Annotated in this window: 21 protein-coding genes; 14 read left to right on the forward strand and 7 right to left on the reverse strand. The window is 41.8% G+C overall.

Features of this window, described 5'->3' with window-relative positions; translation table 11 throughout:
* Positions 1-24: 24 nt before the first annotated feature.
* From DWW43_RS10570 to DWW43_RS10585, 4 genes are all read left to right on the forward strand, one after another.
* On the forward strand, positions 25-2,178 hold the full coding sequence (locus tag DWW43_RS10570; protein ID WP_119963539.1) for an AAA family ATPase: 2,154 nt from the start codon (positions 25-27) through the stop codon (positions 2,176-2,178).
* 201 nt (positions 2,179-2,379) lie between these two features.
* Positions 2,380-3,636: a Glu/Leu/Phe/Val dehydrogenase gene (locus DWW43_RS10575; RefSeq protein ID WP_119963540.1), complete on the forward strand. Its 1,257-nt coding sequence runs from the start codon at positions 2,380-2,382 to the stop codon at positions 3,634-3,636.
* 245 nt (positions 3,637-3,881) lie between these two features.
* Positions 3,882-4,340: an Lrp/AsnC family transcriptional regulator gene (locus tag DWW43_RS10580; RefSeq protein ID WP_044944768.1), complete on the forward strand. Its 459-nt coding sequence runs from the start codon at positions 3,882-3,884 to the stop codon at positions 4,338-4,340.
* A gap of 41 nt (positions 4,341-4,381) precedes the next feature.
* Positions 4,382-5,392, forward strand: a complete 1,011-nt coding sequence (locus tag DWW43_RS10585) for an alpha/beta fold hydrolase (RefSeq protein WP_008400215.1) — start codon at positions 4,382-4,384, stop codon at positions 5,390-5,392.
* Between the two features lie 319 nt (positions 5,393-5,711).
* Here DWW43_RS10585 and DWW43_RS10590 read toward each other — a convergent pair whose 3' ends face one another.
* Genes DWW43_RS10590 through DWW43_RS10600 form a run of 3 tightly spaced genes read right to left on the reverse strand, consistent with a single transcriptional unit; the run spans position 5,712 to position 7,571 of the window.
* The gene (locus DWW43_RS10590; RefSeq protein WP_119963541.1) at positions 5,712-6,482 is read right to left on the reverse strand and encodes an ABC transporter permease; all 771 of its coding nucleotides are present in this window, start codon (positions 6,480-6,482) and stop codon (positions 5,712-5,714) included.
* Between the two features lie 18 nt (positions 6,483-6,500).
* A complete protein-coding gene (locus DWW43_RS10595; protein WP_021943154.1) occupies positions 6,501-7,187 on the reverse strand; it encodes an ABC transporter ATP-binding protein in 687 nt (228 codons plus the stop codon).
* Positions 7,188-7,214: 27 nt separating this feature from the next.
* The gene (locus DWW43_RS10600) at positions 7,215-7,571 is read right to left on the reverse strand and encodes a GntR family transcriptional regulator (protein WP_119963542.1); all 357 of its coding nucleotides are present in this window, start codon (positions 7,569-7,571) and stop codon (positions 7,215-7,217) included.
* A gap of 243 nt (positions 7,572-7,814) precedes the next feature.
* Here DWW43_RS10600 and DWW43_RS10605 point away from each other — a divergent pair, with 243 nt between their 5' ends.
* Entirely contained in the window at positions 7,815-8,210 is a 396-nt protein-coding gene (locus tag DWW43_RS10605; protein WP_008400206.1) for a transcriptional repressor, read from the forward strand.
* 323 nt (positions 8,211-8,533) lie between these two features.
* Here DWW43_RS10605 and DWW43_RS10610 read toward each other — a convergent pair whose 3' ends face one another.
* Positions 8,534-9,961 carry an asparaginase gene (locus tag DWW43_RS10610; RefSeq protein WP_119963543.1) on the reverse strand — a complete coding sequence of 476 codons (1,428 nt, stop codon included), beginning with the start codon at positions 9,959-9,961 and terminating at the stop codon, positions 8,534-8,536.
* A 355-nt stretch (positions 9,962-10,316) separates the two neighbouring features.
* Here DWW43_RS10610 and DWW43_RS10615 point away from each other — a divergent pair, with 355 nt between their 5' ends.
* The 8 genes from DWW43_RS10615 to DWW43_RS10650 all read left to right on the forward strand — a co-directional run bounded on the left by DWW43_RS10615 (position 10,317) and on the right by DWW43_RS10650 (position 19,837).
* Positions 10,317-11,585: a glucose-1-phosphate adenylyltransferase gene (locus DWW43_RS10615; protein ID WP_117823201.1), complete on the forward strand. Its 1,269-nt coding sequence runs from the start codon at positions 10,317-10,319 to the stop codon at positions 11,583-11,585.
* A 2-nt stretch (positions 11,586-11,587) separates the two neighbouring features.
* The gene (gene glgD, locus DWW43_RS10620) at positions 11,588-12,712 is read left to right on the forward strand and encodes a glucose-1-phosphate adenylyltransferase subunit GlgD (RefSeq protein WP_117823199.1); all 1,125 of its coding nucleotides are present in this window, start codon (positions 11,588-11,590) and stop codon (positions 12,710-12,712) included.
* A 29-nt stretch (positions 12,713-12,741) separates the two neighbouring features.
* Positions 12,742-13,002: a septation regulator SpoVG gene (spoVG, locus tag DWW43_RS10625; protein ID WP_008400199.1), complete on the forward strand. Its 261-nt coding sequence runs from the start codon at positions 12,742-12,744 to the stop codon at positions 13,000-13,002.
* A 102-nt stretch (positions 13,003-13,104) separates the two neighbouring features.
* On the forward strand, positions 13,105-13,524 hold the full coding sequence (locus DWW43_RS10630; RefSeq protein ID WP_008400198.1) for a hypothetical protein: 420 nt from the start codon (positions 13,105-13,107) through the stop codon (positions 13,522-13,524).
* A gap of 208 nt (positions 13,525-13,732) precedes the next feature.
* Complete coding sequence (locus DWW43_RS10635) at positions 13,733-14,491, forward strand: sugar phosphate nucleotidyltransferase (RefSeq protein WP_117823197.1); 759 nt, start codon at positions 13,733-13,735, stop codon at positions 14,489-14,491.
* Position 14,492: 1 nt separating this feature from the next.
* Positions 14,493-15,050 (forward strand): aminoacyl-tRNA hydrolase, encoded by a 558-nt coding sequence (gene pth, locus DWW43_RS10640; protein ID WP_021943169.1) that lies wholly within the window; start codon positions 14,493-14,495, stop codon positions 15,048-15,050.
* Between the two features lie 133 nt (positions 15,051-15,183).
* Positions 15,184-18,708 carry a transcription-repair coupling factor gene (gene mfd / locus DWW43_RS10645; protein WP_119963544.1) on the forward strand — a complete coding sequence of 1,175 codons (3,525 nt, stop codon included), beginning with the start codon at positions 15,184-15,186 and terminating at the stop codon, positions 18,706-18,708.
* 88 nt (positions 18,709-18,796) lie between these two features.
* Positions 18,797-19,837 carry a peptidylprolyl isomerase gene (locus tag DWW43_RS10650; protein WP_243104474.1) on the forward strand — a complete coding sequence of 347 codons (1,041 nt, stop codon included), beginning with the start codon at positions 18,797-18,799 and terminating at the stop codon, positions 19,835-19,837.
* Positions 19,838-19,895: 58 nt separating this feature from the next.
* Here DWW43_RS10650 and dut read toward each other — a convergent pair whose 3' ends face one another.
* The 3 genes from dut to nrdD form a co-directional block, all read right to left on the reverse strand.
* A complete protein-coding gene (gene dut / locus DWW43_RS10655; RefSeq protein WP_008400192.1) occupies positions 19,896-20,342 on the reverse strand; it encodes a dUTP diphosphatase in 447 nt (148 codons plus the stop codon).
* A complete protein-coding gene (nrdG, locus tag DWW43_RS10660) occupies positions 20,342-20,878 on the reverse strand; it encodes an anaerobic ribonucleoside-triphosphate reductase activating protein (RefSeq protein ID WP_044944584.1) in 537 nt (178 codons plus the stop codon). The genes dut and nrdG overlap by 1 nt, the downstream gene beginning before the upstream one ends.
* A 263-nt stretch (positions 20,879-21,141) precedes the next feature.
* Positions 21,142-23,268 carry an anaerobic ribonucleoside-triphosphate reductase gene (gene nrdD, locus DWW43_RS10665; RefSeq protein ID WP_008400188.1) on the reverse strand — a complete coding sequence of 709 codons (2,127 nt, stop codon included), beginning with the start codon at positions 23,266-23,268 and terminating at the stop codon, positions 21,142-21,144.
* A gap of 500 nt (positions 23,269-23,768) precedes the next feature.
* Between nrdD and tig the strand changes: the two genes are divergently transcribed.
* A complete protein-coding gene (gene tig, locus DWW43_RS10670; protein WP_119963545.1) occupies positions 23,769-24,983 on the forward strand; it encodes a trigger factor in 1,215 nt (404 codons plus the stop codon).
* Positions 24,984-24,985: the final 2 nt, after the last annotated feature.

Raw genomic sequence — 24,985 nt, forward strand, 5'->3', positions numbered from 1 at the left:
GTCAGGTGGATCAGATTTCGGGTGATGTCTGTTTTGAAAGGAAAGAAAATGGACAAGAAACAGGTTCAGGAAACATATAGAGAGACAACGCCGGAAGAAGAGCAGGAATATTTTGAAGAAGTAGAAAATGAGCTGCAGTGTGATCTTCAGACGACACAGGAAAGCATCGACTATCGGAATCAAGCGATCAAAGCACAGAAGAAATATATGCGTGACAGCCACGGTGATATGGACGACGAGGAATTCCTGCAGAACATGAACAATGTAAATAACGATACGTTTTTTATCGAACATGCGGCAAAGCAGGTGGATGTACTGGCGCATCAGATCGAGAGCCCGTATTTTGGAAAGATTGCATTTGAGTATCAGGAGGATGGACAGGTTCTTCCGGTCTATATCGGAACAAACGGCTACTGGTCGATGGAAGAACAGGATCAGAAGGTCTATGACTGGCGTGCTCCGATCGCATCGATGTATTATGATTATGAGAAGGGCGAGGCATCCTATCAGGCACCCGATAAAGAATATTCTGGAAAGATCGTAGAGAAGAAGCAATTTGATATCAGCAATGGAAGACTACATAATGCAGTCGATACCGATGAGAAGATCAATGATATGATCCTGCTTGATGCACTGGGAAAGAACAGCGGCACGAAGATGAAATCCGTAGTTGCAACGATCCAGAAAGAACAGAATGCATTGATCCGTAATAAGACCGCTTATAATCTTATTGTGGACGGACGGGCAGGAAGTGGTAAGACAGTAGTTGCGATGCACAGACTGGCGTGGCTGTTATTCAACAATCGTAAGACGATGTCGGCAGACAATGTTATGATCCTGTCGCCAAATGGAATCTTTGGCGATTATATTGCCGGTGTGCTGCCGGAGGTCGGCGAGGATAATGTACCGGAGAAGGAATTTGATTCTCTGATGGAGGAAATCCTGTTTGTGGACTGTGATTATGAGACAAAGCTGGAACAGGCAGACCGGATCACGACGCATCCCGATATGGAAAGTCCGGAGATGAAGAATATTGCATGGAAATCATCGATTGCGTTCTATCAGGCATTTAACAAATATCTGGAAGATTATACGGAAAATATTAAGTTTAAAGATTTCCATTTTGAGAAAACAGAATTTACAAAGGACCAGATCGAGAAGATGTTCTATAATCGTTTTGCCAGATATCCGGTCTATGAACGTTTTGAGAAGATCGCATATTTTATAGCAGACAGGGTAGAGGATGAACAGGATCAGGCATTTACGGATGAGAAGCATCAGAAGATGGAGAATCAGATCACAAAAGAGATGATCTATCAATATGCGGAGCGCAACCTGATCGAATTATATCAGAACTTTCTTAACAGTCAGGCTGAACAGCATCCGGGTATCGAACAATACCGGAATGAGTATGGAAAGGTGTGCTATGAAGATATTCTGGCAGTCTTTTATCTGCAGATTTATTTCTATGGATGTAAGTCTTATGACAATATCAAGCATCTCGTGATCGATGAGATGCAGGATTACAATATATTTCAGTATGCGGTGTTGGATCGTATTTTTAAATGTAAGAAGACGATACTGGGTGACAGTCTGCAGGTGCTTTATTATAATCCGGAGGAAACGGTGCTGGATGTATTGCAGACGGTATTTGTGCCGCATGGAGGAACAGGTGGTTGCCAGATCAAGACTCTGGATACTGCATATCGTTCAACCTGTGAGATCACAGAATTCTGTAACAGGATACTGGAAGCAGACCGGGCGTCAGACGAGGTGGAGGCCCATCCACTTAACCGCCATGGCATGGAGCCGGTAACAGAGCAGGCGGAGAGTATAGAAGATGCTGCCGGATTTATCGCAGAGAAGCTTGATTATGGAGAACTGGATGATTTTGATAATGTGGCAATTCTCTGTGATGATGAAGAACGTGCATTTGCCATATATAAAGAACTGGAAGAATATGAGCAGGTGACATATCTTACGAACCAGTCGACCGTCTATAATGGAGGTGTGGTCGTTCTTCCGAAGTTTCTTGCAAAGGGGATGGAATTCGATGCAGTATTTGTTATCAATGAACAGGATGTGATGGAAAACCGGATCAGCCGACATGCATTTTACATTTCCTGTACAAGAGCACTGCACCAGTTGTATGTGATCGATGTTACAAACCGAACTTGATTATTTCAAGTTTGACTTGCTATGAATATACATTATTAAGATAAAATGCTTGAAAATATCATTTTGAATGGTCTTTGGCTTGAGATATTGACGTATAAATGCAGGAGGACTAGAATGCCTCTTGTCAAAAGGTTTATCCCTTACAGGTAACACCGGATAACTCGTGACAATAAAATATTTGTTAAACGAGGAGATACGAAGATGAGCAGACAGTACGACCCATATGAGAATGTGGTAGCAGTGATGGAAGAAGCCATGAACATTGGCGGAATTGACAAGAGGATGTTTGAGATCATCAGGAATCCACAGCGTGAGACTAAGGTTTACCTTCCTGTGGAGATGGATGACGGAAGTGTTAAGGTATTTGAAGGATACAGAGTCCAGCATTCAAATATCAGAGGACCGTTCAAAGGAGGTATACGTTATCACAAGGACGTATCTCTGAATGAAGTCAAAGCACTTGCAACATGGATGTCATTAAAATGTGCAGTGGCAAATATACCATTTGGAGGAGCGAAGGGTGGTATCAAAGTAGATCCGGCTACACTTTCCAGACGGGAATTGTGTGCATTGACAAGAAGATATACCTATGCGATCGAGCCGATCATCGGAGCAGATACCGATATACCTGCTCCTGATGTGAATACAAATGCACAGATCATGACATGGGTGTTAGATACATACAGCCAGTTAAAGGGCAAACCTTGTCCCGGAGTTGTGACAGGAAAACCGCTGGAGCTTGGCGGCTCCAAGGGAAGACCGTCGGCAACCGGACGTGGAGTTGTGATTAGTACCAAGCTCCTTCTTGCAGAAGATGGCAAGGTGTTAGAGGGTACTAAGGTTGCAATTCAGGGATGCGGTAATGTTGGCGGCAATACAGCCAGGATATTTGGACACAGAGGTGCAGTTGTTGTAGCGATCAGTGATGTGTCGGGTGGAATCTATAAGGAGACCGGACTGGATGCAGATAAGGTAACAGCTTATGTAGAAGCCGGCGGTCTGCTTGCAGACTATCAGGAAGATGGTGTTACCCATATTTCGAATACAGATATTCTTACCTGTGATTGTGACGTGCTGGTTCCCGCAGCGCTTGAAAATCAGATCACGAAAGAGGTTGCGGAGAAGTTAAAATGTTCTTATATCGTTGAGGGTGCAAATGGACCGACGGCAGCAGATGCAGATCCGATCCTTGCAGAAAGAGGTATCAAGCTTGTGCCGGACATTTTTGCAAACAGTGGCGGTGTTATTGTTTCTTATTTTGAATGGGTACAGAACATTCAGGAAATGACATGGGAAAAACCGCAGGTAAATGAGATGCTTGAAACGATCATGACGAAAGCATTTGGAGAAATCGTGGAGGAGAGCAAAAAGAGTCATTGTACTTTGCGGATGGCAGCCTATATCATTGCCTTAAAACGATTGATCCATACGGAAGAGATCAAGGGTATATTCCCGTAAAATATACAGATGCGATACTACATGGTATTTTTAGTGCTGGATTTATCCTGTTATTAGTAGTAAAATACAGACAGGATAGATAGAAGTACATTGATATCAGAAATATGAAAGGGATGTCCTTCTCAGATGAAGGATGTCCTTTTTCTATACCAAAGTTTTTATATAAATAAAGGTATTTGGCAGATGAGATGTATAAGAAAATGGAGAGTAAAACTATGCGTGAAGTAAAAGAGACAGCTTACTGTCTGGATGAGGTAGATCAGAAGATTCTGGAACTGTTAGAGAAGGATGCCCGTATGTCTTTAAAGGATATTGCAGAATGTGTGTTTCTATCATCAACAGCAGTATCTACAAGAATAGAGCGGTTAAAGGAAGCAGGGGTGATCGAGGGCTTTCAGGTACAGATCAATCCGATCGCACTGGGATATTATACAAAAGCATTTATTAATTTAGAGGTAGAGCCGAACGACAAACAGGATTTTTATCCATTTATCAAGAACTGCAAAAATGTTGTGGAATGTAATTGTGTGACCGGTGACTATTCCATGCTGATCGAGGTTATCTTTGAGACAACGATGGCGCTGGATCTGTTTATCGGTGAATTGCAGAGATTTGGAAAAACAAAGACTTTGATCGCATTCTCGACCTCTGTAGAACACAGAAATATCTACTGGAAGGAAGAAAATCAGGAGCCGAATGCATAAATTTTTTTCCGAAAGCGGATACTAACAATGGGAGGTTGCTTATGAAACAGAACGTAAAGAAAAAAGAGACATATATTCCATCATCCAACGGAAGAGATAAATTACATGTCATTGTCTGGATTCCGCAAGGAGAGATCAAGGCGGTGCTTCAGATCTCTCATGGTATGATAGAGGACATGGAGCGTTATGATCATTTTGCAAGATTTATGGCTGCCAGAGGAATTCTGGTATGTGGAAATGATCATCTGGGGCATGGACTGACAGCCAGAAATAAATCCGAGATGGGTTATATGTATGCTTATGATGCCAGTAAGACGATGGCAGCAGATGTTCATCGTGTGACCAGATGCATAAAAAGGGCATATCCGGATCTTCCGTATTTCCTTATGGGACACAGCATGGGTTCATTTATTGCAAGAAGGTATATATGCGAATATGCAAAAGATCCAAAGTACCCTGCAAAGGTGCAGAAAAATGCCAGCATAGATGGTTTTATCTGTATGGGAACGGGCGGACATCCGAAGTGTATGCTGAAGATCGGAGAGGCGGTAGCCGGAGTGGAGAGTATGCTCCGTGGTGAGAAGCATAGAAGCAAATTGTTGCAGGTGCTTGCATTTGGTACTTACCTTTTCGGTATTCCCAGAATGACGATCATGAACGGTGAGAAACGGAAGCGTACCGTGAAAGACTGGCTGAGCAGAGACTATGTTCAGGTTGACAAATATATGGCAGACCCGATGTATGACTATACCTTTACGGTAAAGGGCTACAAGACGTTATTCAAAACACTGGAATTTATTCAGGATGAGGATAATCTGGCAAATGTGCCAAAGAATATGCCGGTATTATTCATATCAGGAAGCAAAGATCCGGTCGGACACTATGGCCTGGACGTGAAGCTTTTATACAACAAATACAGCAGATATATCACAGATGATGTCAAATGCATCCTGTACAAGGATGCGCGTCACGAAGTCATAAACGAGATCAATAATATTCAGGCATATTACGATATCTATAACTGGATCGACCTGCACACCATAGGGGTGTAGGGACGGAAACACATTTTAGTAATAAAAACAGGGCATATCTGTAAAATACGCATGACTACCTTCGTTTCAATTCAGATTCGATCTGCATGCTGCGCCGGACACGATAAATTCGTTGTGTCCTTTGCAGCAGCATCGAATCATTGAAACTCAGTCGTTCATGCTATGATTTTACAGATATGCCCTTGTTTTATATACAAATGTGTTTCCTGTTATATCGAGTCATGATAAGTTTTTGCAATGGAAACAGTAATGAGTAGTCATGCGTGTTTGAGAATGCCCCGGTTGAGGGTTGCTGCCTGTTCGTTCGTGCTGAGTATATTTACAAGCTGATCTTCTTTTCGAGGAGCACGGAGCTTCCGATATAGCTTGCCACCATTACTACGAAGTAGAGTGCGATCTGTGGGATCATGGCATACATGGCTTCCATAAATGTCGCATCCGGTCCGGGATTGGACAGATGGGGAATCTTAGAAGCAATTACAGACAGGATCACATAGAAGACGATGAACAGTACGAAACTGATAAAACCTTTAATTTTCTTTGTCTGAAGAATGGTGGAGCATACCGATACCGCAAGGTAGGCAAGTGTGATCGTCATAAAGAACTGGATCAGGAATACGAGGATAAATGCCAGTAATCTTAAGATAACGCCGCCCAGGGAATATCCCCCCATTTCAAGAATATTGCTTAGAAAATCATAAAAAGAATCAATGGAGTCATATGTGGAGTATGCCAGGCTGAGATCTAAGGTCAGTAATCCGAATATAACAGCAACGATTATTGCACCTGTCAGCAGGATGGATAACAGTTTGGCGCCGATTACTTTATAGCTGGATATAGGAGCCATAAAGACCAGATATCCCGATTTGTTTTTCAGATCCTGACTGTAACTGATTATGCCGTAGATCAATACAAACAGGTAACAGCAGAAAGCCGCGAGAATAAGCAGGGCAATAGCAATAACAGAGTGATTTGCATGTTCGGTTAACGTACTAATGAGAAAGTAAAGCTCAATGGCAGCTATGACGATCCCTACGATCAGAAGTGGAAAGATTCCACGGCGAAATTCATATTTTAACATTTTTAACATAATTCAATACCTCCCAGTTTATGCGTAGATTTCTTTATACATATCAACAATGGATTTGCCCTGTGCGATACGAAGTTCTTCTGCATTACCCTGTAATACACAGGTTCCGTTTTTGATGAAGATGGCATGATCAATGATCTTTTCCAGTTCATCCACCAGATGGCTTGACATGATAACGGCAGTGTCATCTGAGATATTAGACACGATTGTATGAATGATTTTTTCACGGGCAATGATATCGATGCCGTTTAATGGTTCGTCTAACATAATAACTTCCGAATTCCTTGAAAGCGTTGCAACGATCTTCAGCTTTGCCATCATACCGGATGACATCTCACGCACTTTTTGCTTTGGCGACAGATCCATTTCCTGTAACAATCGCATGTATTTGTCATAATCAAAATCAGCGAAGAAATCACGGTAATATTTTCCGACATCGATGCAGTTCATATAACCGAAGAAATAGGCTTCTGTAGGCATATATGCGATATGCGCTTTAGCTTTGTAATCTAATGGCCGGTTATCCATCGTGATCGTACCGGAGGTCGGTTTTGAAAGTCCGGCGATCATTTTCATAAGGGTAGATTTACCACTTCCGTTCGGACCGAGTAGCGCATAAATGTTACCGGATATAATATCCAGTGACAGGTCCGAAACTGCGGTCGTACTCATATATTTTTTTACTAAGTGTTCACATTTAATCATAGTATTCATTCCTTTCAATACTTGTTTTTACAGGGAATAGTAGTCCTGTAATAATCGGATGATCTCTGTCGGTGTATATCCCATACCGGTGAGCTGTTCATCCAGAACTGTAAGGATCTGCTTTAACTGTTCCTGTTTCAGCCGATCAATTACCTGAGGATCTTCTGTTACAAATGTACCAATTCCACGTTTCGTATATGACAGTCCGAGAGATTCCATCTCGTTATAAACCCGGGCCGCGGTGTTCGGGTTGATGTCATATTGGATAGCAAGCTCTCTGGATGATGGGAGCTTGGTACCAAGTGGCAGGGCACCTGTAATAATCTTCTTTTTTATATCATCGATGACCTGAAGGTAGATCGGCAGGTTTGATTTAAATTCCAAATGCTTCCCTCCTAACTACTGTACTAGCCAGATAGTACACCAATACACTTAGGATGTCAAGCATAAAAAATAAATTTATAAATATTAATTTGCCGGCAAAAACTTCCATTTACAGGTGATTTGCCGGATAAAGGCTAAAATTAATGAGAACAATTCTTAAAAAGGTGTTCAAACCTGACAAAATATGTGTTAGTATAGACTTATCAAAAGTAAATTCGGAATAAATTATTGGAGTGAACAGGTATGGCAGAGAAAAGAAATACAAAACAAAAACAGGTTATATATTCGGTTATAAAAGAATTAAAATGTCATCCGACTGCCCAGCAGCTTCATCAGATTCTTATGGAGAGGGGATATAATATAGGTGCATCGACCGTGTACAGGGTGCTGGCGGATGCGGTTGATGACGGCATTATCATGAATGTATTCTCATTTGATAAGAATGAACATTTTGACGGCAATCCGGTTCCACATTATCATATTATCTGTACTAAATGCGGAAGAATCTTCGACAGCCATGTCCCATATGATCCTGAGATCGATGAGCGAGGCAGACTGGCGGATGAGGACTTTATCATTTCATCCCACAATCTTGAATATGTCGGCATTTGCCCTGAATGTCAGAACGAGCAGGAATAACACCATGCTTTATAACACACACTATCAGGATTTATATAAGATTGCATAAAATATAGCATACACATACAGCAACACCCATATGGTTGTTCCATTATAACATGACATATACGAGGATTTCGTTGTGAGCTGCACATTGTCAGTAAATACGAGTGCCTGTTTGAGCCGAAGGCGAGTTGGCACAGGAGTATTTACGAATCAGACATGTGCTGCGAACAGAAACCGCAGTAAGTCATTTATAGTGGAATAACCATATGGGTGTTGCTGTATGTGTGTGCTATATTGCAATCTTATATAAAACTTGAACAACCTGTCAAAGCATGGTGTTATTCCTGCTTTTTGTTATCTTCATTGTCTTTCTTGTCAAAGACTTCGAATTCGGCGTCATTATTCTGGATGGTGGAGATCACCTTGGCAGATTTTACAGGACGCATCGGATCGGTCATTGGATTCTGGATGAAAGTCTGGCTTGATGATGGCAGGACAACATTCTGACCAAGAATGGATCTGCGGTCACGGATTGCACGGCGTCTGGCACGTTCTTCTGCAGAGAGCTGTTCCTCATCTTCCATATCTTCATCATCTTCAAGTTCTTCCATGTCTTCGTCTTCGATTGAAGAATCAATATTGGAATCTTCGGAATCAGCGCTTTCGTTTGCAGTGCCTGCATCAGATTCATCCAAATCGTCTTCTTCCGGTTCCGCATTTCCGAATAATTCATCGAAATAGGACTGCTCGATATGGATATCAAAATCTGCTTCGGCGTGTCCGACCTCATCCTTGCAGTCGTTATAAATCTTTGTGTTATACGTTTCCTTAAGCTGTTCGATCAGTTCTTTATCATCATACTGAAGCTGCTCCAAAATACGGGCAACAATGATTCCCTGATATTCGTCGCTCCAGCCATCTTCGAGCTTGATCACGATACCGAGCTTCCGGCTTCGGATCGCCATACAGATCACACCTCTGGAACCGTCCTTCATAAGAAGATCCGGGTTCTTATTTACATAGTAAGATGGTGTAAAGTAATCGTTGATCTTTTCAGGATTCTTGTTAATACAGTCGAAGTTATAGGTGATTGCTTCCCGTATATCATCCGGCAGGTTGAACGGATCTGCAAGTTTTGCATAAGCAAGTGCGATATTACGCATTGGAAGTGCAAATACTGGAACACCACAGCCGTCGATTCCCAGACTGATCCGGTAAGTCGGAGTCTGGCTTAGCATGGATAAGAATGAAATGATCTGCTTCTGGACAGGAGAGTCCGGAAGCTGGTAGCCGGTGACTTTTCCTGTCAGTTCACGCTGCAGCATCATAAGGCTTAAGTGCTTGCCGGAGCAGCAGTGCTGCAAACGGCTCTTGCCTTCTACAGGATTCAGCTTGGAACCAAGTGTAAGCTTGTCCGCAAGCGGTGTTGCAGATGTGGAGATCGTTGGATTCATGATCATATCTTCTTCTTTTAAGCCCGTTTTTTCCATGATGCTCTGAAGTACATAGATGTGATGATTACTGCCCCAGTGAGAGGAATTACAGATCGTTACTTCTTCCTCGCTCAGGTTATATTTTTTATGAAGACCTGCGAGCAGGGTAGGAAGCACCTGGATCGGTTTGCTTGCGGAACGCATATAAGTCTGGCGCTCGATATCACCGGTATAAGCAATCGTTTCGCCGGTTGATGAAACAATAGCAATAGATCCATAATGTACATTTTCAACAACATCGCCACGGTATTCTTTTACTAAAATTTCAGCCATAAGTTCTTCTTCCTTTCATCTTCGTATACTCAGGCATTTGTGGGATTATGACAGGTCAAAATCTGTGTAACAGCCTGAAAGTATATCGGTAAAATAATTAATTAGAGTTTATCACAAGTAGAAAACCATTTCTACCCGGAGAATATAGGAAAGAAATTTTTTAATCAAAAATGCACAGTGAAAATTGTTAAAAGATACATGGAAAATTCATGCAAAATATATGTTTATTTTGTAAAAATGTTTAAAATTTCTATATTCTTTCAACTTTTATTGTGAAAATGCAATAAAAAACTTTGCTTATTACAAAAACAGTGGTATAATGCATTTATATTAATACGCACGAAGGGGTGACATTATGATTAAAAAAGAAATGATAGCCATGCTTCTTGCAGGAGGACAGGGAAGCCGTTTAGGCGTTCTGACCTCTAATCTGGCTAAGCCGGCTGTAGCTTTTGGCGGCAAATACAAGATTATCGATTTCCCATTAAGCAACTGTATTAATTCAGGTGTTGATACAGTAGGTGTTCTTACACAGTACAGACCACTGAGGCTTAACCAGCATATTGGAATCGGTATCCCTTGGGATCTGGATCGTAACATAGGAGGCGTGACAGTTCTTCCACCATATGAGAAAAGTGATAACAGCGAATGGTATACAGGTACTGCAAATGCTATTTATCAGAACCTGGAGTTTATAGACTATTATAATCCGGAATATGTTCTGATATTATCTGGTGATCATATCTACAAGATGGACTATGAGAACATGCTGGAATATCACAAATCCTGTGATGCAGATATCACACTTGCAACATATCAGGTACCATGGGAAGAAGCTAGCAGATTTGGCGTTGTAATTACAGATGAGAACAATGTTATTTCAGAATTTGAGGAGAAACCTGCAAATCCTAGAAGTAACAAAGCATCTATGGGTATATATATATTCAGTTGGAAGGTGCTTCGTGAGGCACTTGTAAAGATGAAGGATCAGCCGGAATGTGACTTTGGTAAGCACATCATTCCATACTGCCATTCAAATGGCAAGAAGATCTGTGCATACGACTTCAAGGGTTACTGGAAGGACGTAGGAACACTTGGTTCTTACTGGGAAGCAAATATGGAATTAGTAGATATTGTTCCTGAATTCAATCTCTATGAGGAGTTCTGGAAGATCTACACCAAGACAGATGCGATCCCACCACAGTACATAGATGCAAGCGGCAGAGTAAGCAGATGTATCATCGGTGAAGGAACAGAGGTATACGGCGATGTTGAGAATTCCGTTATCGGTTCCGGCGTTACGATCGAAAAGGGTGCAGTCATCCGTAATTCGATCATTATGAATAACGCAACGATCGGTGAGAATGCATATATGGACAAGGCTATCATCGCAGAGAATGTTAAGATTGGTAAGGATGCTAAGCTTGGAATCGGAGAAGAAGCTGTCAACGAATTCAAGCCACAGATTTATTCATTTGGACTTGTTACGATCGGAGAGAACTCAGTTGTTCCTGATGGTGTAACAATCGGTAAGAATACTGCTATATCTGGTGTGACTACTCCGGAAGATTATCCGGATGGCAACTTAAAGAGTGGCGGAAGTATTATAAAGGCAGGTGAATAGAGATGAGAGCATTAGGTATAATTTTAGCAGGTGGTAATAGCAACAAGATGGGCGAATTATCAGCAAAGAGAGCTGTTGCAGCGATGCCTATTACTGGCGGTTACAGAGCTATTGATTTTGCCCTTTCGAATATGACAAATTCCCATATCCAGAAGGTAGCGGTATTTACACAGTACAATACCAGATCTCTGAACGAACATCTGAATTCCAGCAAATGGTGGGATTTCGGAAGAAAACAGGGTGGTCTCTATATATTCACACCAACCATTACATCAGAGAACAGCTACTGGTATAAAGGTACAGCAGATGCACTTTATCAGAACATTAATTTCCTGAAGGAAAGTCATGAACCATATGTAGTTATTGCATCCGGTGATGGTATCTACAAGCTGGATTATGGTAAGGTTCTGGAAGAACACATCAGCAAGGGCGCAGATATTACAGTTGTATGTAAGGATCTCGAACCGGGAGAAGATGATGTGAACCGTTTCGGTGTAGTACAGATGGATGCGGACAACCGTATCGTAGATTTCGAGGAGAAGCCACTGGTTGCAGGCAACAACACGATCTCAACCGGTATCTATGTGATCAGAAGAAGACAGCTCATCGAATTACTGGAAACCTGTGCAAATGAAGGCAGAACTGATTTTGTAAGAGATATTCTTGTAAGATATAAGAATGTAAAGAAGATTTATGGATATAAGATGGATACTTACTGGAGAAACATCGGAACCAAGGAGTCTTACTATAAGACAAACATGGATTTCCTGAACAGAGATGTAAGAAACTATTTCTTCAAGCAGCATCCTGACATCTACTCCAAGGTGGAGGATCTTCCACCGGCAAAGTATAATGGGGAAGCGGTTGTGAATAACAGCCTGGTAGCAAGTGGATGTATCATAAATGGTACTGTAGAAAATTCAGTATTATTTAAGAAGGTATACATTGGCAACAACTGTGTGATCAGAAATTCTATTATTCTGAACGATGTACACATTGGGGATAATTGTGTAATTGAAAACTGTATTGTAGAAAGTAGAGATACGATCCGTGCAAATACAGTTCATCAGGGTAGCCCGGGTGACATCAAGGTTATCGTGGAGAAGAATTTCAGATACGCATTGTAGCAGATAAGAAAGACAAGGGGGTACACACGATGCAGGTGACCGATATCAGAGTCAGGGGTGTTGAAAAAGAAGGTAAGATGAAAGCCGTCGTTTCGATCACAATTGATAATGAATTTGTAGTTCATGATATCAAAGTGATCCAGGGTGATAAGGGATTGTTTATTGCGATGCCTAGCCGGAAAGCAGCAGATGGTGAGTACAGAGATATCGCACATCCAATCAATACTGAGACAAGAGAACGTCTGCAGCGGATGATACTTGAGAAATATCAGGAATCACTGGAAGCTTAAGACGTGAAACGGAGCCAGCCACTGTAGATGCAGTGGCTGGCTTTAGTGTTAGTATTGGTATTTATATATGGTAAAGATCTATAACAAGGGGAGAGAAGGTTTATGGAAATAAATAGAGTAATGATATTGTTTTCGGGTTGTTTTTTGATTGTTTGGTCTACTTTCAAATGGAAGATTCCAAATGTGATTTGGAACGCTAAATTAACCAAAGTATGTTCTGTGGCTTTGGGATTGTATAATATTATTTTAGCGATTTGTTATGAAAAAGATTTAAACATTGCTTTATTCATTGTAGACTTTATTCTCTATATTTTATTGGATGTAGGATTTTTAACAGTTAAGTTAAAAAAGGATAAAAAAGGAAAAATAAAGAATCTTCAACTGGGGATTTGCTCCATTTTTGTTATTTTGGCTATGATTATGGTATGTTTTAATTTGAATGAGATTTATGCCAGCATAATGATTTTAGCTGGTGCGATGATGGGGATATCTGTTCCTTTTCAGAAAATGAATTGTGATTAAAGTGTCGATTAATAAAGTGGTTGTGAGACGAAATTCAATAAATAAGTTGTTCATTTAATTTGAGAGGAGATTATATTTATGAAATGTTTATCATGTGGTAAGGAAGAATTTGATGAATGTACGAAATATTTCCACCATATGGTTGAAAATGAAATAGGGATAAAGTAAAATTAGCTGTGGTAATCTCATATTTTATTTGGAGGTAATTATGCTGAAAGCAATCATCCTTGCAGCAGGCAAGGGAACAAGAATGAAATCTGAAAAGCCAAAGGTTGTGCACGAGGTGCTTGGTAAGCCGATGGTATACTATTCGATAGAAGCGGCAAGAGCTGCCGGATGTGATAAAGTCTGCGTGATCGTTGGATACAAGGCAGAAGAAGTAGAAAAAAGTATTAAAGATACTTATGCGAAGCTTGATAAGACAGAAGAAATGCAGGATGTAGTAAGCTATGCACTACAGACCGAACAGCTTGGAACCGGTCATGCGGTCAAGTGTGCTTCTGATTTTATCGGCACAGAGGGCGATGTTGTTGTCCTTTGCGGAGATACACCACTTGTAACCGGTAAGACATTAGAGCAGGCGATCAAGAAGCATGTTGCAGCAGGAAATGGTGTTACGGTTATCTCAGCGATGCTTTCAGATCCATTTGGATACGGAAGAATTATCCGTGATGAGAAAGGCTTATCAAAGATCGTAGAACAGAAGGATGCAACCGAGGAAGAACAGGCGGTTAGAGAAGTAAATTCCGGTATGTATATTTTCAAATGTGATGCATTACTGGCAGCACTTTCACAGATTACAAATGATAATGCACAGGGTGAATATTATCTGCCGGATACCATTGAGATCATCAAGAAAATGGGACTTCCGGTCGATGCGGCAGCCATGGAGGATGCAGATCAGATCAAGGGTGTTAATACACTGGAACAGCTTGCAGAAGCAGAAGAGATAATGAGGTCAAGATAAGATGAAACTGATAGTAGGACTTGGAAATCCGGGAACCAAATATGCGGGAACCAGACATAATGTAGGATTTTCCGTAATTGTAGGACTTGCAGATAAATATAATATAGAATTGAGTGAAAAGAAGCATAAAGCGATCTATGGCAGGGGCATGATAGAAGGAGAGAAAGTGATCCTTGCAATGCCACAGACATTTATGAATCTGAGTGGAGAAAGTGTCCGGGAACTGGTCGATTATTACAAATGCGATCCATCCGATGTGATCGTTGCTTATGATGATATCGATCTGGCAGTCGGCAAGCTTCGGATCCGTGAAAAGGGAAGTGCCGGTGGACATAATGGAATGAAGAATATCATTTCACATCTGGGAACACAGGAATTTGTCCGTGTCCGTGTCGGAATCGGAAAGAAACCGGATCGTATGGATCTTGCAGATTATGTATTATCCAGATTCGGAAAAGACGAACTTCCGGAGATCAAGGCAGGCTGTGATAATGCCTGTGATGCGATCGCATTGATTTTAAAAGACAGTGCGGCAGCAGCTATGAATAAATATAATTAACGTAAAGGCAAAATACGTTGATCGGAATCGACCGCATACAGGGTGAGACTTTGAATACGATCGGATGGATATAATAATCAGAAAATAAAAAGAAAGGGAGCCAGGCTGTATCAGCCTGGCATTTGGCGTCGATATGAAGGCAATCAATGAGCCTGTAAAACATACCGAAAATTATATACAGATAAAGGACTGGTTAAAACAGCAGGATGGCATCGTCAATATATCCGGGAATGATGGAACAGACCGGGTATATCTGATGCATGCATTTTCATCCGATGCACATGTAAGACTGGTTGTAACCTACAGCGAACAGAGAATGGAACAGTTATACGAGGATTTCCGTTTCTATGATAAAGCGGTGTATATGTATCCGTCGAAGGATATTTTATTTTACAGCTCAGATATCCATGGAAATTCTATCACCAGACGGCGGATGGATATTTTCAGACGACTGATCGAGGGAGAAGCCTGTACGATCATTCTGACAGTGGATGCGTTATTTGATAAGATGCCGGATCTGTCCTACATTAAGAAAAACGTTGTGACGATCCGTGAGGCGGAAGAACTGGATGTTGAAGCGCTTAAGAAACGACTGGTGGAACTGGGGTATGAAAAGGCTGACAGCGTGGACGGCGTCGGACAGTTTGCTGTGCGTGGTGGTATCATTGATATTTTCCCTTTGACAGAGGAATGTCCATATCGTATCGATATGTGGGATACGGAGGTTGATACGATCCGAAGCTTTGATGTAGAGAGCCAGCGGTCGATCGAGCAGGTACAGGAGATCCAGATCTATCCGGCAAGCGACATGGTGTTGTCGGATCGCAGGACGGCACAGGGAATCCGTAAGCTGGAGCAGGAATTCAAACCATATTATGAGAAGCTGCGGAAAGAGTTCAAGACAGAGGAAGCTGCCCGCTTAAAGAAGCAGATCGGAGAGATCAAAGAGCAGTTGACGGAGTTCCATGGAATGGCAGGAGTCGACAGTTATGTAGAGTATTTCTACAGTAAGACCGTATCACTGTTAGACTGCTTTCATACAAAAAATACAGTTGTTTTATTAGATGAGACCTCGAGGATATCAGATTATGCGGATAACTATATGGCGACCTTCCTTGAGAGTATGGAGAGCCGCCTGGAGGGTGGCTATATCCTTCCGGGTATGATGAATATTTTATTTACCTATCCGGCAATCGTGCAGAAAATGCAGGCATTTCAGACGCTCGCATTTTCTATTCTGTATCATGAGGATCGGTATTTTACGATCCGGCATGATGTAACTTACGACAGCCGTGTGGTTAATTCCTACAGAAATAATTTTGAAGCGTTAATTGCGGATATCGGAAAATGGAGAGAGAAGAATTATCGAATCGTATTTATCTCACCATCGACGACCAGAGCCAAACGGATGGTTGAAAATCTGACCGGCCATGATGTGGCATGCTTCTATTCGGAGGATACCGACCGCGTTCTTTCCGAGAAAGAGGTAATGGTTACGACAGGAAGACTTCGGGCAGGATTTGAGTTCCCGGAGCTGAAGCTGGTTGTGATAAATGAAGGCGACGTCTTTACTGCACGGAGCAGTACGAAGAAAAAGAAGAATCAGAAGCCACGGTATTCCGGTGAAGTGATCAAAGATTTCTCCGATATCAGTGTGGGAGACTGCGTGATCCATGAACGCTATGGAGTTGGTATCTATGGCGGTATCGAGAAGGTTGAAGTGGATGGTGTCTTGAAGGATTATGTAACGATCAATTATGCAGAGGGCGGAAAGCTCTATGTACTGGCTTCTGAGGTAGACTGTATCCAGAAATACAGTGATAAAGAGGGCAGACGACCGAAGATCAACAAGCTTGGCAGCAAGGACTGGGAGAAGACCAGAAGCCGGGTGAAAGGTCATGTTGCAACGATCGCGAAAGAGCTGGTTAACCTGTATGCGAAACGACAGGCATCACAGGGCTTCTGCTATTCGAAAGATACGATCTGGCAGCAGGAATTTGAGGAAATGTTCCCGTACGAGGAAACGGATGATCAGAAGAAAGCAATCGCAGAGACGAAGGCAGACATGGAGAGCAGCAAGATCATGGATCGTCTGATCTGTGGTGATGTGGGATTTGGTAAGACAGAGGTTGCGATTCGTGCGGCATTTAAGGCAGTATACGATGGCAGACAGGTTGCATATCTTGTGCCTACTACGATCCTTGCACAGCAGCATTATAATACATTCAAAGAACGTATGAAGGAATTCCCGGTCGAGATCCGGCTGTTATGCCGTTTCTGTACACCGAAGGAGGTACGGGAGACAATCGCCGATTTGAAGGCCGGAAAGGTGGATATCGTGATCGGAACACATCGGCTGTTGTCCAAGGATGTGGCATTTAAGCAGCTTGGTCTGCTGATCATAGACGAGGAGCAGCGGTTTGGCGTCACACATAAGGAAAAGATCAAACAGATGAAGACAAATGTTGACGTTCTGACCTTGACAGCGACTCCTATTCCTCGTACACTTCATATGAGCCTGATCGGTATCCGGGATATGAGTGTTCTGGAAGAAGCACCGGTTGACAGACGGGCGATCCAGACCTATGTCATGGAGCTTGATCCCGAACTTGTCAAAGAAGCGATCAAGCGTGAGCTGGCGCGGGATGGTCAGGTATATTATGTATATAACCGGGTAAATAATATAGAGATGGTCACATCGGAGATCGCATCCCTTGTACCGGATGCAGTCGTTGAGTATGCGCATGGCCAGATGCATGAACGACAGCTGGAGGACATCATGTACCGGTTTATCAATCATGAGATTGATGTGCTGGTTACTACGACGATCATCGAGACAGGCTTGGATATTCCGAATGCAAATACCATGATCATTCATGATGCAGATACATTTGGCTTATCCCAGTTGTATCAGCTCCGCGGCCGTGTCGGTCGTTCAGATCGGAATGCATATGCATTTCTGATGTACCGTCGGGATAAACTTATTAAAGAAACTGCGGAAAAGAGACTGAAAGCAATTCGGGAATTTACCGATCTTGGTTCCGGAATCAAGGTGTCCATGAAGGATCTGGAGATCCGTGGCGCGGGAAATATCTTAGGCGAGGATCAGTCCGGTCATATGGAAGCAGTTGGTTATGATCTGTACTGCAAGATGTTAAATGATGCGATCCGTCAGGAGATGGGCGAGAAGGTTGAAGAACGGTTCGAGACAACCGTACAGCTTCCGGTGGATGCTTATATACCGGCTGAATATGTCAAGAATGAATTTATCAAGCTGGATCTGTACAAGCGGATATCACATATCGCATCGGATGATGACTATGACGATATTATTGACGAATTAAATGACAGATTCGGAGAGATGCCGACAGAGGTTCTGAACCTGCTTGATGTATCTTTATTAAAGGCAAAGGCAAATCGTGCCTATATAACCAGCATTATGCTGGCGGGGGCGGAACTACGGTTTTCGATGTTTAAACAGGCGAAGATCGACACAGCAAAGATTGATTCGTTATTAGATAAATATAGAGGAAGCATGAAATTTGTGATCGGCAACAGTCCGTCTTTTGTGCTTAAGATGAAGACGATCACAGAGAAAGAGATCTGGAAGCAGGCGAGAGCGGTTGTAGCCGATATCGCGGAGCTTGCAGAAGAATAAAGGATGATCAGCATACCGAAATCTGTAATGTTTGCAGGGCGATGCAGACACCGAAATCGGTGAGTTGGAAGAACAGGAGGTTTGGTGGATGAAACGTAGAATTCTAAAGGCTATTTCTTTGATCTGCGCATGTGTGATGTTACTTACACTTGCAGCGTGCGGAGAAGAGAGTCAGGATAATACAGGAAAATATATTGTATTCAAATTCGGAAATGACAACATTTATTTGGACGAGGTGTATATCTATGCACAGACAACCATTGATGAGTACGAGAAAGAATACGGCAGCGACATCTGGGGCAAAACGATCGAAACGGATGGCGGTATTGAGATGGATGTCGAGGAAATGGCAAGGCGTGAAGTAATATCCAACATTGTCCAGACTAAGGCATTGATCGCACAGGCAGATGAATACAAGATCAGCCTGACGGAGGAAGAACAGGCACAGGCAGAACAGGAAGCGGAAGATTTTTATAACAGTCTGACCGATGAGCAGTTGAAGGAAACCGGCATGGAGGCAGATACACCATCCCGTGTTCTTCAGGAGAATGCACTGGCGAAGAAGATTTACGATCATGTCATGAGCGATTCCTCTGCCGAGGTATCCGATGAGCAGGCAAGAATGACGACATTTTACGATATGTTCTTTGAATGTTATTATGAGGATGATTTTGGAAATATCGTAGTGTACAGTAAGGATAAGATTGCAGAACAGAAACAAAAAGCGGACGAGGCTTATACTTCGATCAAACAGCAGTTATCGGACAATCCGAACCTGAATATTACTTTCCTTGGCCACACAAACAACCTGCGATATGCCGGAAGCCATACGATGAGTAAGGATCAGATCCTGGAAAGCTATGGACAAGAGGTGCTGGATACTTTATATGATATGCAGGATGGAGATATCTCCCCGGTTATCGAGACTGAGAATGGCTATCATATCTTTCAGATGACATATCTGACAGATGAGAAAGCAACCGCTACGAATAAAGCGGAGTTGACAAAAGAGGCAAATGATGCCTATTTTAATAATCTTTTAACGAACTGGGTATCAAAGATTGATAAAGATTACACTTATTCCAAGAGCGTAAATACCGATGTGTATAGTATGATCACGTTTAGTTAATGGGATAGAATAAAAATGTCCATGGTACATTTCGTACCATGGACATTTTTTCGTCTGTTTATTTTCTTCCTGTTGAGCCAAATCCCCCTTCACCGCGTACGGTATCGGATAATTCATCTACAGTATGGAAACAGCCGGTAATGTATGGAGTGATAACAAGCTGAGCAATACGTTCGCCACTTTCGATTGTCTGATCAACATTAGAGTGATTGTGGAGTGCTACCATGATCTCTCCACGGTAATCAGCGTCGATAACGCCTACTTTATTGGCAGGTGCAAGACCACGTTTGCAAGCAAGACCGCTTCTTGCATAGACCAGTCCGGCATAGCCGGCCGGAATCTCGATAGCCAGTCCGGTGTGGATGAACTGGGTTTCTCCGGCAGCAATCGTTACAGGCTCATCCATGCAGGCATACAGATCTGCTCCGGCAGCAAATTCAGAACCATAAGAAGGAATCGTCGCATTTTCATTCAGTTTCTTAATGTTAATATCAAATGTGGCCATTAGAAGTACCTTCCTTTCTCGTCCCATAAGACTGCTTTCTTGGCAGTCAGTGATTTTGGAACATCTAATATTCTCTGATTTGTGGAACCCCTGAATCGCAGATCCAGAACTTTTTTCTCTTCAACAAATTCACCATCGACTAAAACATCCAGATAGGACAGGAATTTGTGAGTGAAATCCCACTGATAATACATCTTGTCCAGAACGTCTTTTTCAAAATCGTAGCCGGTATAGCACCAGATCGTTTTATCCGGGTAAGTAGATTTGAACTGTTCCAGAAGTGGAAGCAGACCCTGCTGGTTGACGAATTCCAATGGCTCGCCACCAAGCAAAGTAAGACCTACAATATGATCCGGCTTACAGAGTTCAATGATCGTATCGATCTCTTTTTGCGTAAAAGGCTTACCTGCGTTGAAATCCCAGGTATCCTGATTAAAACAACCTTTACAGTGGTGTGTGCAGCCGGATACGAACAGAGAGGTTCGAACTCCGGTTCCGTTTGCAATATCACACCGTTTGATATCCATATAATTCATAATTATTATTTCTCCCATACAAAAAGTATGGCCCGCATTGCCCTCTACGACATGCAGACCATACAAATTGAAATTATTAATGCACTTAGTTAAAAATCGGATGTAAACTGTTCATACAAGTAAATACTTTATGCATAGCTTTAATATAAACCAATTTTTTCAATATAGCAAGTGTTTTTATAAAAATTCCGGTATATTCTGATCGTATGTGGTATATGTCTTTATCTGTGGTATGGCTGAACCACATGCATCAGACCTGAATTCTACAGGTGTAATACTCTGGAAGCCATTTCTTTTGTTTTGCCGACGTTCCAGAAGTTCTCACCGAGATAACCACAGGTTCTTCTTGTAACGTTCATTTTTGCATGGTCTTTGTTACCACACTGAGGACATTCCCATTCGCCGTCTGAATTAATGATAATCTCACCATCATAGCCACATACATGGCAATAGTCAGACTTTGTATTGAATTCAGCATACTGGATGTTCTCATAAATGTAACGAACCACTTCTGCAAGTGCATCCAGATTGTTGCGCATATTTGGTATCTCGACATAGGAGATTGCACCACCGGATGAGATCGTCTGGAACTGACTCTCAAATCTGAACTTGCTGAATGCATCGATCTTCTCACGTACATCAACATGGTAAGAGTTCGTGTAGTAGCCCTTATCTGTAACATCCTTGATCGTACCGAAACGCTCTTTATCAATACGGGCAAATCTGTAACATAAGCTTTCGGCAGGTGTTCCGTATAATCCGAAACCAAGTCCGGTATCAGCCTTCCATTTATCACAGGCTGCACGCATTCTATTCATAACCTTTAAAGCAAATTCTTCACCGACAGGATCTGTATGGCTGACACCCTTCATCAGGATAGAAGTTTCATACAATCCGATGTATCCAAGCGACAGAGTAGAGTAGCCGTTGTGAAGCAATGGATCGATAACCTCACCCTTCTTTAGTCGTGCAATTGCACCATATTGCCAGTGGATAGGACTGACATCGGATGTGATACCCTCCAGAGCTCTGTGACGGCACATCAAAGCGTCATAACATAACTGGAGTCTTTCGTCTAAGAGTGACCAGAATTTATCCTCATCACCTTTTGCCAGAATTCCGATCTGTGGAAGATTCAGGCTGACAACTCCCTGATTGAAACGACCTTCCCATTTGTAGTTGCCATTTTCATCCTTCCAAGGAGAAAGGAAAGAACGACAACCCATACATGAGAATACATTTCCTTCATAGTTCTCACGCATCTTTTTGGCGGAGATGTAATCAGGATACATTCTTTTTGCAGAACACTTAATGGCAAGACGAGTGATATAATCATATTTGCCACCCTTTAAGCAGTTGTGTTCATCCAGAACGTAGATCAGCTTTGGAAATGCCGGTGTCACATAGACACCAACTTCGTTCTTGATACCCTCTAAACGCTGACGGAGGATTTCTTCTATGATCATGGCATTTTCTTCGATATATTCATCATTTGGATCAAGATTCAGGAATAAGGTTACAAATGGAGACTGCCCATTTGTAGTCATTAAGGTGTTGATCTGGTACTGGATTGTCTGAACACCGGAACGAAGTTCATCGTTCAGCCTTTCTTTTACCAGTTCCTCTAATGTATCAGCATCCAATCTGTCTCCAAATTCTTCCTGATATAATGCTTTATATTTGTTATAGCTCTTGCGCAGATATTTTCCAAGGTGACGGATATCAACGGACTGACCACCATACTGGCTGGAGGCAACGGCTGCAATGATCTGTGTAACAATCGTACATGCAACCTGAAAGCTCTTAGGGCTCTCGATCAATTTGCCGTTCATGACAGTGCCGTTGTCGAGCATATCTCCAATGTTGATCAGACAGCAGTTGAAGATAGGCTGTAAGAAATAATCTGCATCATGAAAATGAATCGCACCTTCTTCATGGGCTTTTGAGATCTTTTCCGGAAGCAGGAGCCTCTTTGTAAGATCTTTTGAAACCTCGCCTGCGATCAGATCACGCTGGGTAGATGCAACTGTTGCGTTTTTATTCGAATTTTCTTCCATAACATCTTTGTTTCTGTTCTTGATCAGACTGAGGATCGAATCATCAGTTGTGTTTGCCTTACGAATCAGTTCACGGCTGTATCTATATATAATGTAAGTCTTGGCAAGAACAAACTTCCCCTCTGCCATGAGCTTTTGTTCAATGATATCCTGAATATCTTCAACCAGCATTCGTTTTCTGTTTTTTGCTTCGATGCCGTCTATGATCTCTTCGATTTTTTCTTCAGAAATTTTTTCGCAGTCTTCAACTTCGGCATTTGCCTTCTGAATGGCAACGATAATCTTGCTGCGATCATAGGATACGGCTCTTCCGTCTCTTTTGATTACCTGCATTTTTCTATTCTCCTCCTAAAATGGTTATCTAGATATTGAGTGCAATATTTGCTCGCCCCACAACATATTGCGTCGTGCGCGAAAAAAAGACAAAAAAATGAACGATTTAAAATCTGTGAGACTAAAAAATCGTTTTGAATATTTTGTAACTCTATGTCCCCGACAGTTACACATTATAGCATCACCATTCTGGTTTGTCTATATCAAATGGTACAAAATATTGAGAAAAAAATAAAGAAACAATACTAGATATTGTGTTGCATGGGAAAATGTGATTTAACGTTCGAGCGGTGCTTGATAATATGTGAAATTGTCGGAAATTGTATTCGGAGGACCGGATACTGTCGAAGTATTGCAAACAATTGAAGATATAACGATAATGTTATATAGTTTGTGACATTTCTATGAATTGCGTAAAATAGCTTTATTTTTAATAGAAAGTGTGATATAAAGCTATGATAGGTGATACCTAATTTTATAATAATATAGAGGTAAGTACAATGAGAAAATTAAAAAAGGGATTTGCGGTTGCTCTTGCAATGGCAATGACAGTATCCATGGTTGCAGGTTGTGGAGATAAGGGTAAAGATGTGACCGGTAATTTGGATAAAGCGACACAAACGGATGCAACAGAGGACAGTACAGAAGCTGATCTGACAATTGATGAATATATTGCCAAGTATGCGGAGGGAGTAACTCTGGGAGAGTATAAGGGCATTGAATATGAGTATGCTCCTGCAGAAGTAACAGAGGATGATGTACAGAAGAAGGTAGATGATTTTGTTGAATCCTGTGCGACATATAATGAGGATAAAACAAGTGCAGCAAAATCAGGAGATACAGTAAATATTGATTTTGTAGGTACTGTAGATGGTGTAGAATTTGATGGTGGTAATACGAATGGTTCAGGATATGATGTAACACTTGGATCAAAATCCCTCATCGACACATTTGAAGATCAGATCGTGGGACATAAGGCAGGAGATACATTTGATGTAAATGTAACCTTCCCGGACGGATATGGCAATGATATGGATGGCAAAGCTGCTGTATTCAAGACTACATTGAACTATATCAAGATTCCTGTGGAAGCAGAGTATAATGATGCGTTGGTAGCTGCGAATACTTCTTATAAGACAACAGCCGAGTATGAGGAATCCATCAGAAGTGAGCTGAAAGCAAGTAATGAAGCAACTGCACTTACATCGGCACAGAATGTTGTTATGACAAATGTTATCAATAAGGCAACAATTGAGAATATTCCGGCAGAAGAAGTAAGTAGTCTGGCAGATGAGATCATTACACAGTTGAAATCGCAGGCAAGTAATTATGGCATTGATTATGCAACATTTATCCAATATTATTACGGTTATGAGGATGAAGATTCATTCAAAGAATATGTGAATCAGATCTGTCAGGAATCCGTAAAAGAAAAAAAGGTAGTATGCGCGGTTGCAAAGGCAGAAAATATTACAATTGATTCGGATGATGAAACAGCCTATATCAAGAAACTCGCGGAGGAGAATGACGCAACAGAGGATTCTGTAAAGGAACAGTATTCATCTCAGGATCTGATGTATTATACACTGGCTGACAAGGTTATGACTTTCCTTCTTGATAATGGTAAGAAGACGGAGACAACGACAGAAGCAGCGACAGAAGCAACGAGTTCCGAAGAAGAAACTACAACAGAAGCAATAACAGAAGCAAACTAGAG

Source organism: Clostridium sp. AF15-41, from assembly GCF_003604095.1.
Classification (GTDB): Bacteria; Bacillota; Clostridia; order Lachnospirales; family Lachnospiraceae; genus Coprococcus.

Excerpts from the sequence above, each read along its gene's own strand:
- DWW43_RS10570 (WP_119963539.1), top strand. The coding sequence starts at position 25 with ATGTCTGTTTTGAAAGGAAAGAAAATGGACAAGAAACAGGTTCAGGAA.
- dut (WP_008400192.1), bottom strand. The coding sequence starts at position 20,342 with ATGGCCACATTTGATATTAACATTAAGAAACTGAATGAAAATGCGACG.
- DWW43_RS10635 (WP_117823197.1), top strand. The coding sequence starts at position 13,733 with ATGCTGAAAGCAATCATCCTTGCAGCAGGCAAGGGAACAAGAATGAAA.
- DWW43_RS10595 (WP_021943154.1), bottom strand. The coding sequence starts at position 7,187 with ATGATTAAATGTGAACACTTAGTAAAAAAATATATGAGTACGACCGCA.
- nrdG (WP_044944584.1), bottom strand. The coding sequence starts at position 20,878 with ATGAATTATATGGATATCAAACGGTGTGATATTGCAAACGGAACCGGA.
- pth (WP_021943169.1), top strand. The coding sequence starts at position 14,493 with ATGAAACTGATAGTAGGACTTGGAAATCCGGGAACCAAATATGCGGGA.
- nrdD (WP_008400188.1), bottom strand. The coding sequence starts at position 23,268 with ATGCAGGTAATCAAAAGAGACGGAAGAGCCGTATCCTATGATCGCAGC.
- DWW43_RS10585 (WP_008400215.1), top strand. The coding sequence starts at position 4,382 with ATGAAACAGAACGTAAAGAAAAAAGAGACATATATTCCATCATCCAAC.
- glgD (WP_117823199.1), top strand. The coding sequence starts at position 11,588 with ATGAGAGCATTAGGTATAATTTTAGCAGGTGGTAATAGCAACAAGATG.
- DWW43_RS10650 (WP_243104474.1), top strand. The coding sequence starts at position 18,797 with ATGAAACGTAGAATTCTAAAGGCTATTTCTTTGATCTGCGCATGTGTG.
- DWW43_RS10590 (WP_119963541.1), bottom strand. The coding sequence starts at position 6,482 with ATGTTAAAAATGTTAAAATATGAATTTCGCCGTGGAATCTTTCCACTT.
- DWW43_RS10630 (WP_008400198.1), top strand. The coding sequence starts at position 13,105 with ATGGAAATAAATAGAGTAATGATATTGTTTTCGGGTTGTTTTTTGATT.
- DWW43_RS10605 (WP_008400206.1), top strand. The coding sequence starts at position 7,815 with ATGGCAGAGAAAAGAAATACAAAACAAAAACAGGTTATATATTCGGTT.
- DWW43_RS10610 (WP_119963543.1), bottom strand. The coding sequence starts at position 9,961 with ATGGCTGAAATTTTAGTAAAAGAATACCGTGGCGATGTTGTTGAAAAT.
- DWW43_RS10575 (WP_119963540.1), top strand. The coding sequence starts at position 2,380 with ATGAGCAGACAGTACGACCCATATGAGAATGTGGTAGCAGTGATGGAA.
- spoVG (WP_008400199.1), top strand. The coding sequence starts at position 12,742 with ATGCAGGTGACCGATATCAGAGTCAGGGGTGTTGAAAAAGAAGGTAAG.
- tig (WP_119963545.1), top strand. The coding sequence starts at position 23,769 with ATGAGAAAATTAAAAAAGGGATTTGCGGTTGCTCTTGCAATGGCAATG.
- mfd (WP_119963544.1), top strand. The coding sequence starts at position 15,184 with ATGAAGGCAATCAATGAGCCTGTAAAACATACCGAAAATTATATACAG.
- DWW43_RS10615 (WP_117823201.1), top strand. The coding sequence starts at position 10,317 with ATGATTAAAAAAGAAATGATAGCCATGCTTCTTGCAGGAGGACAGGGA.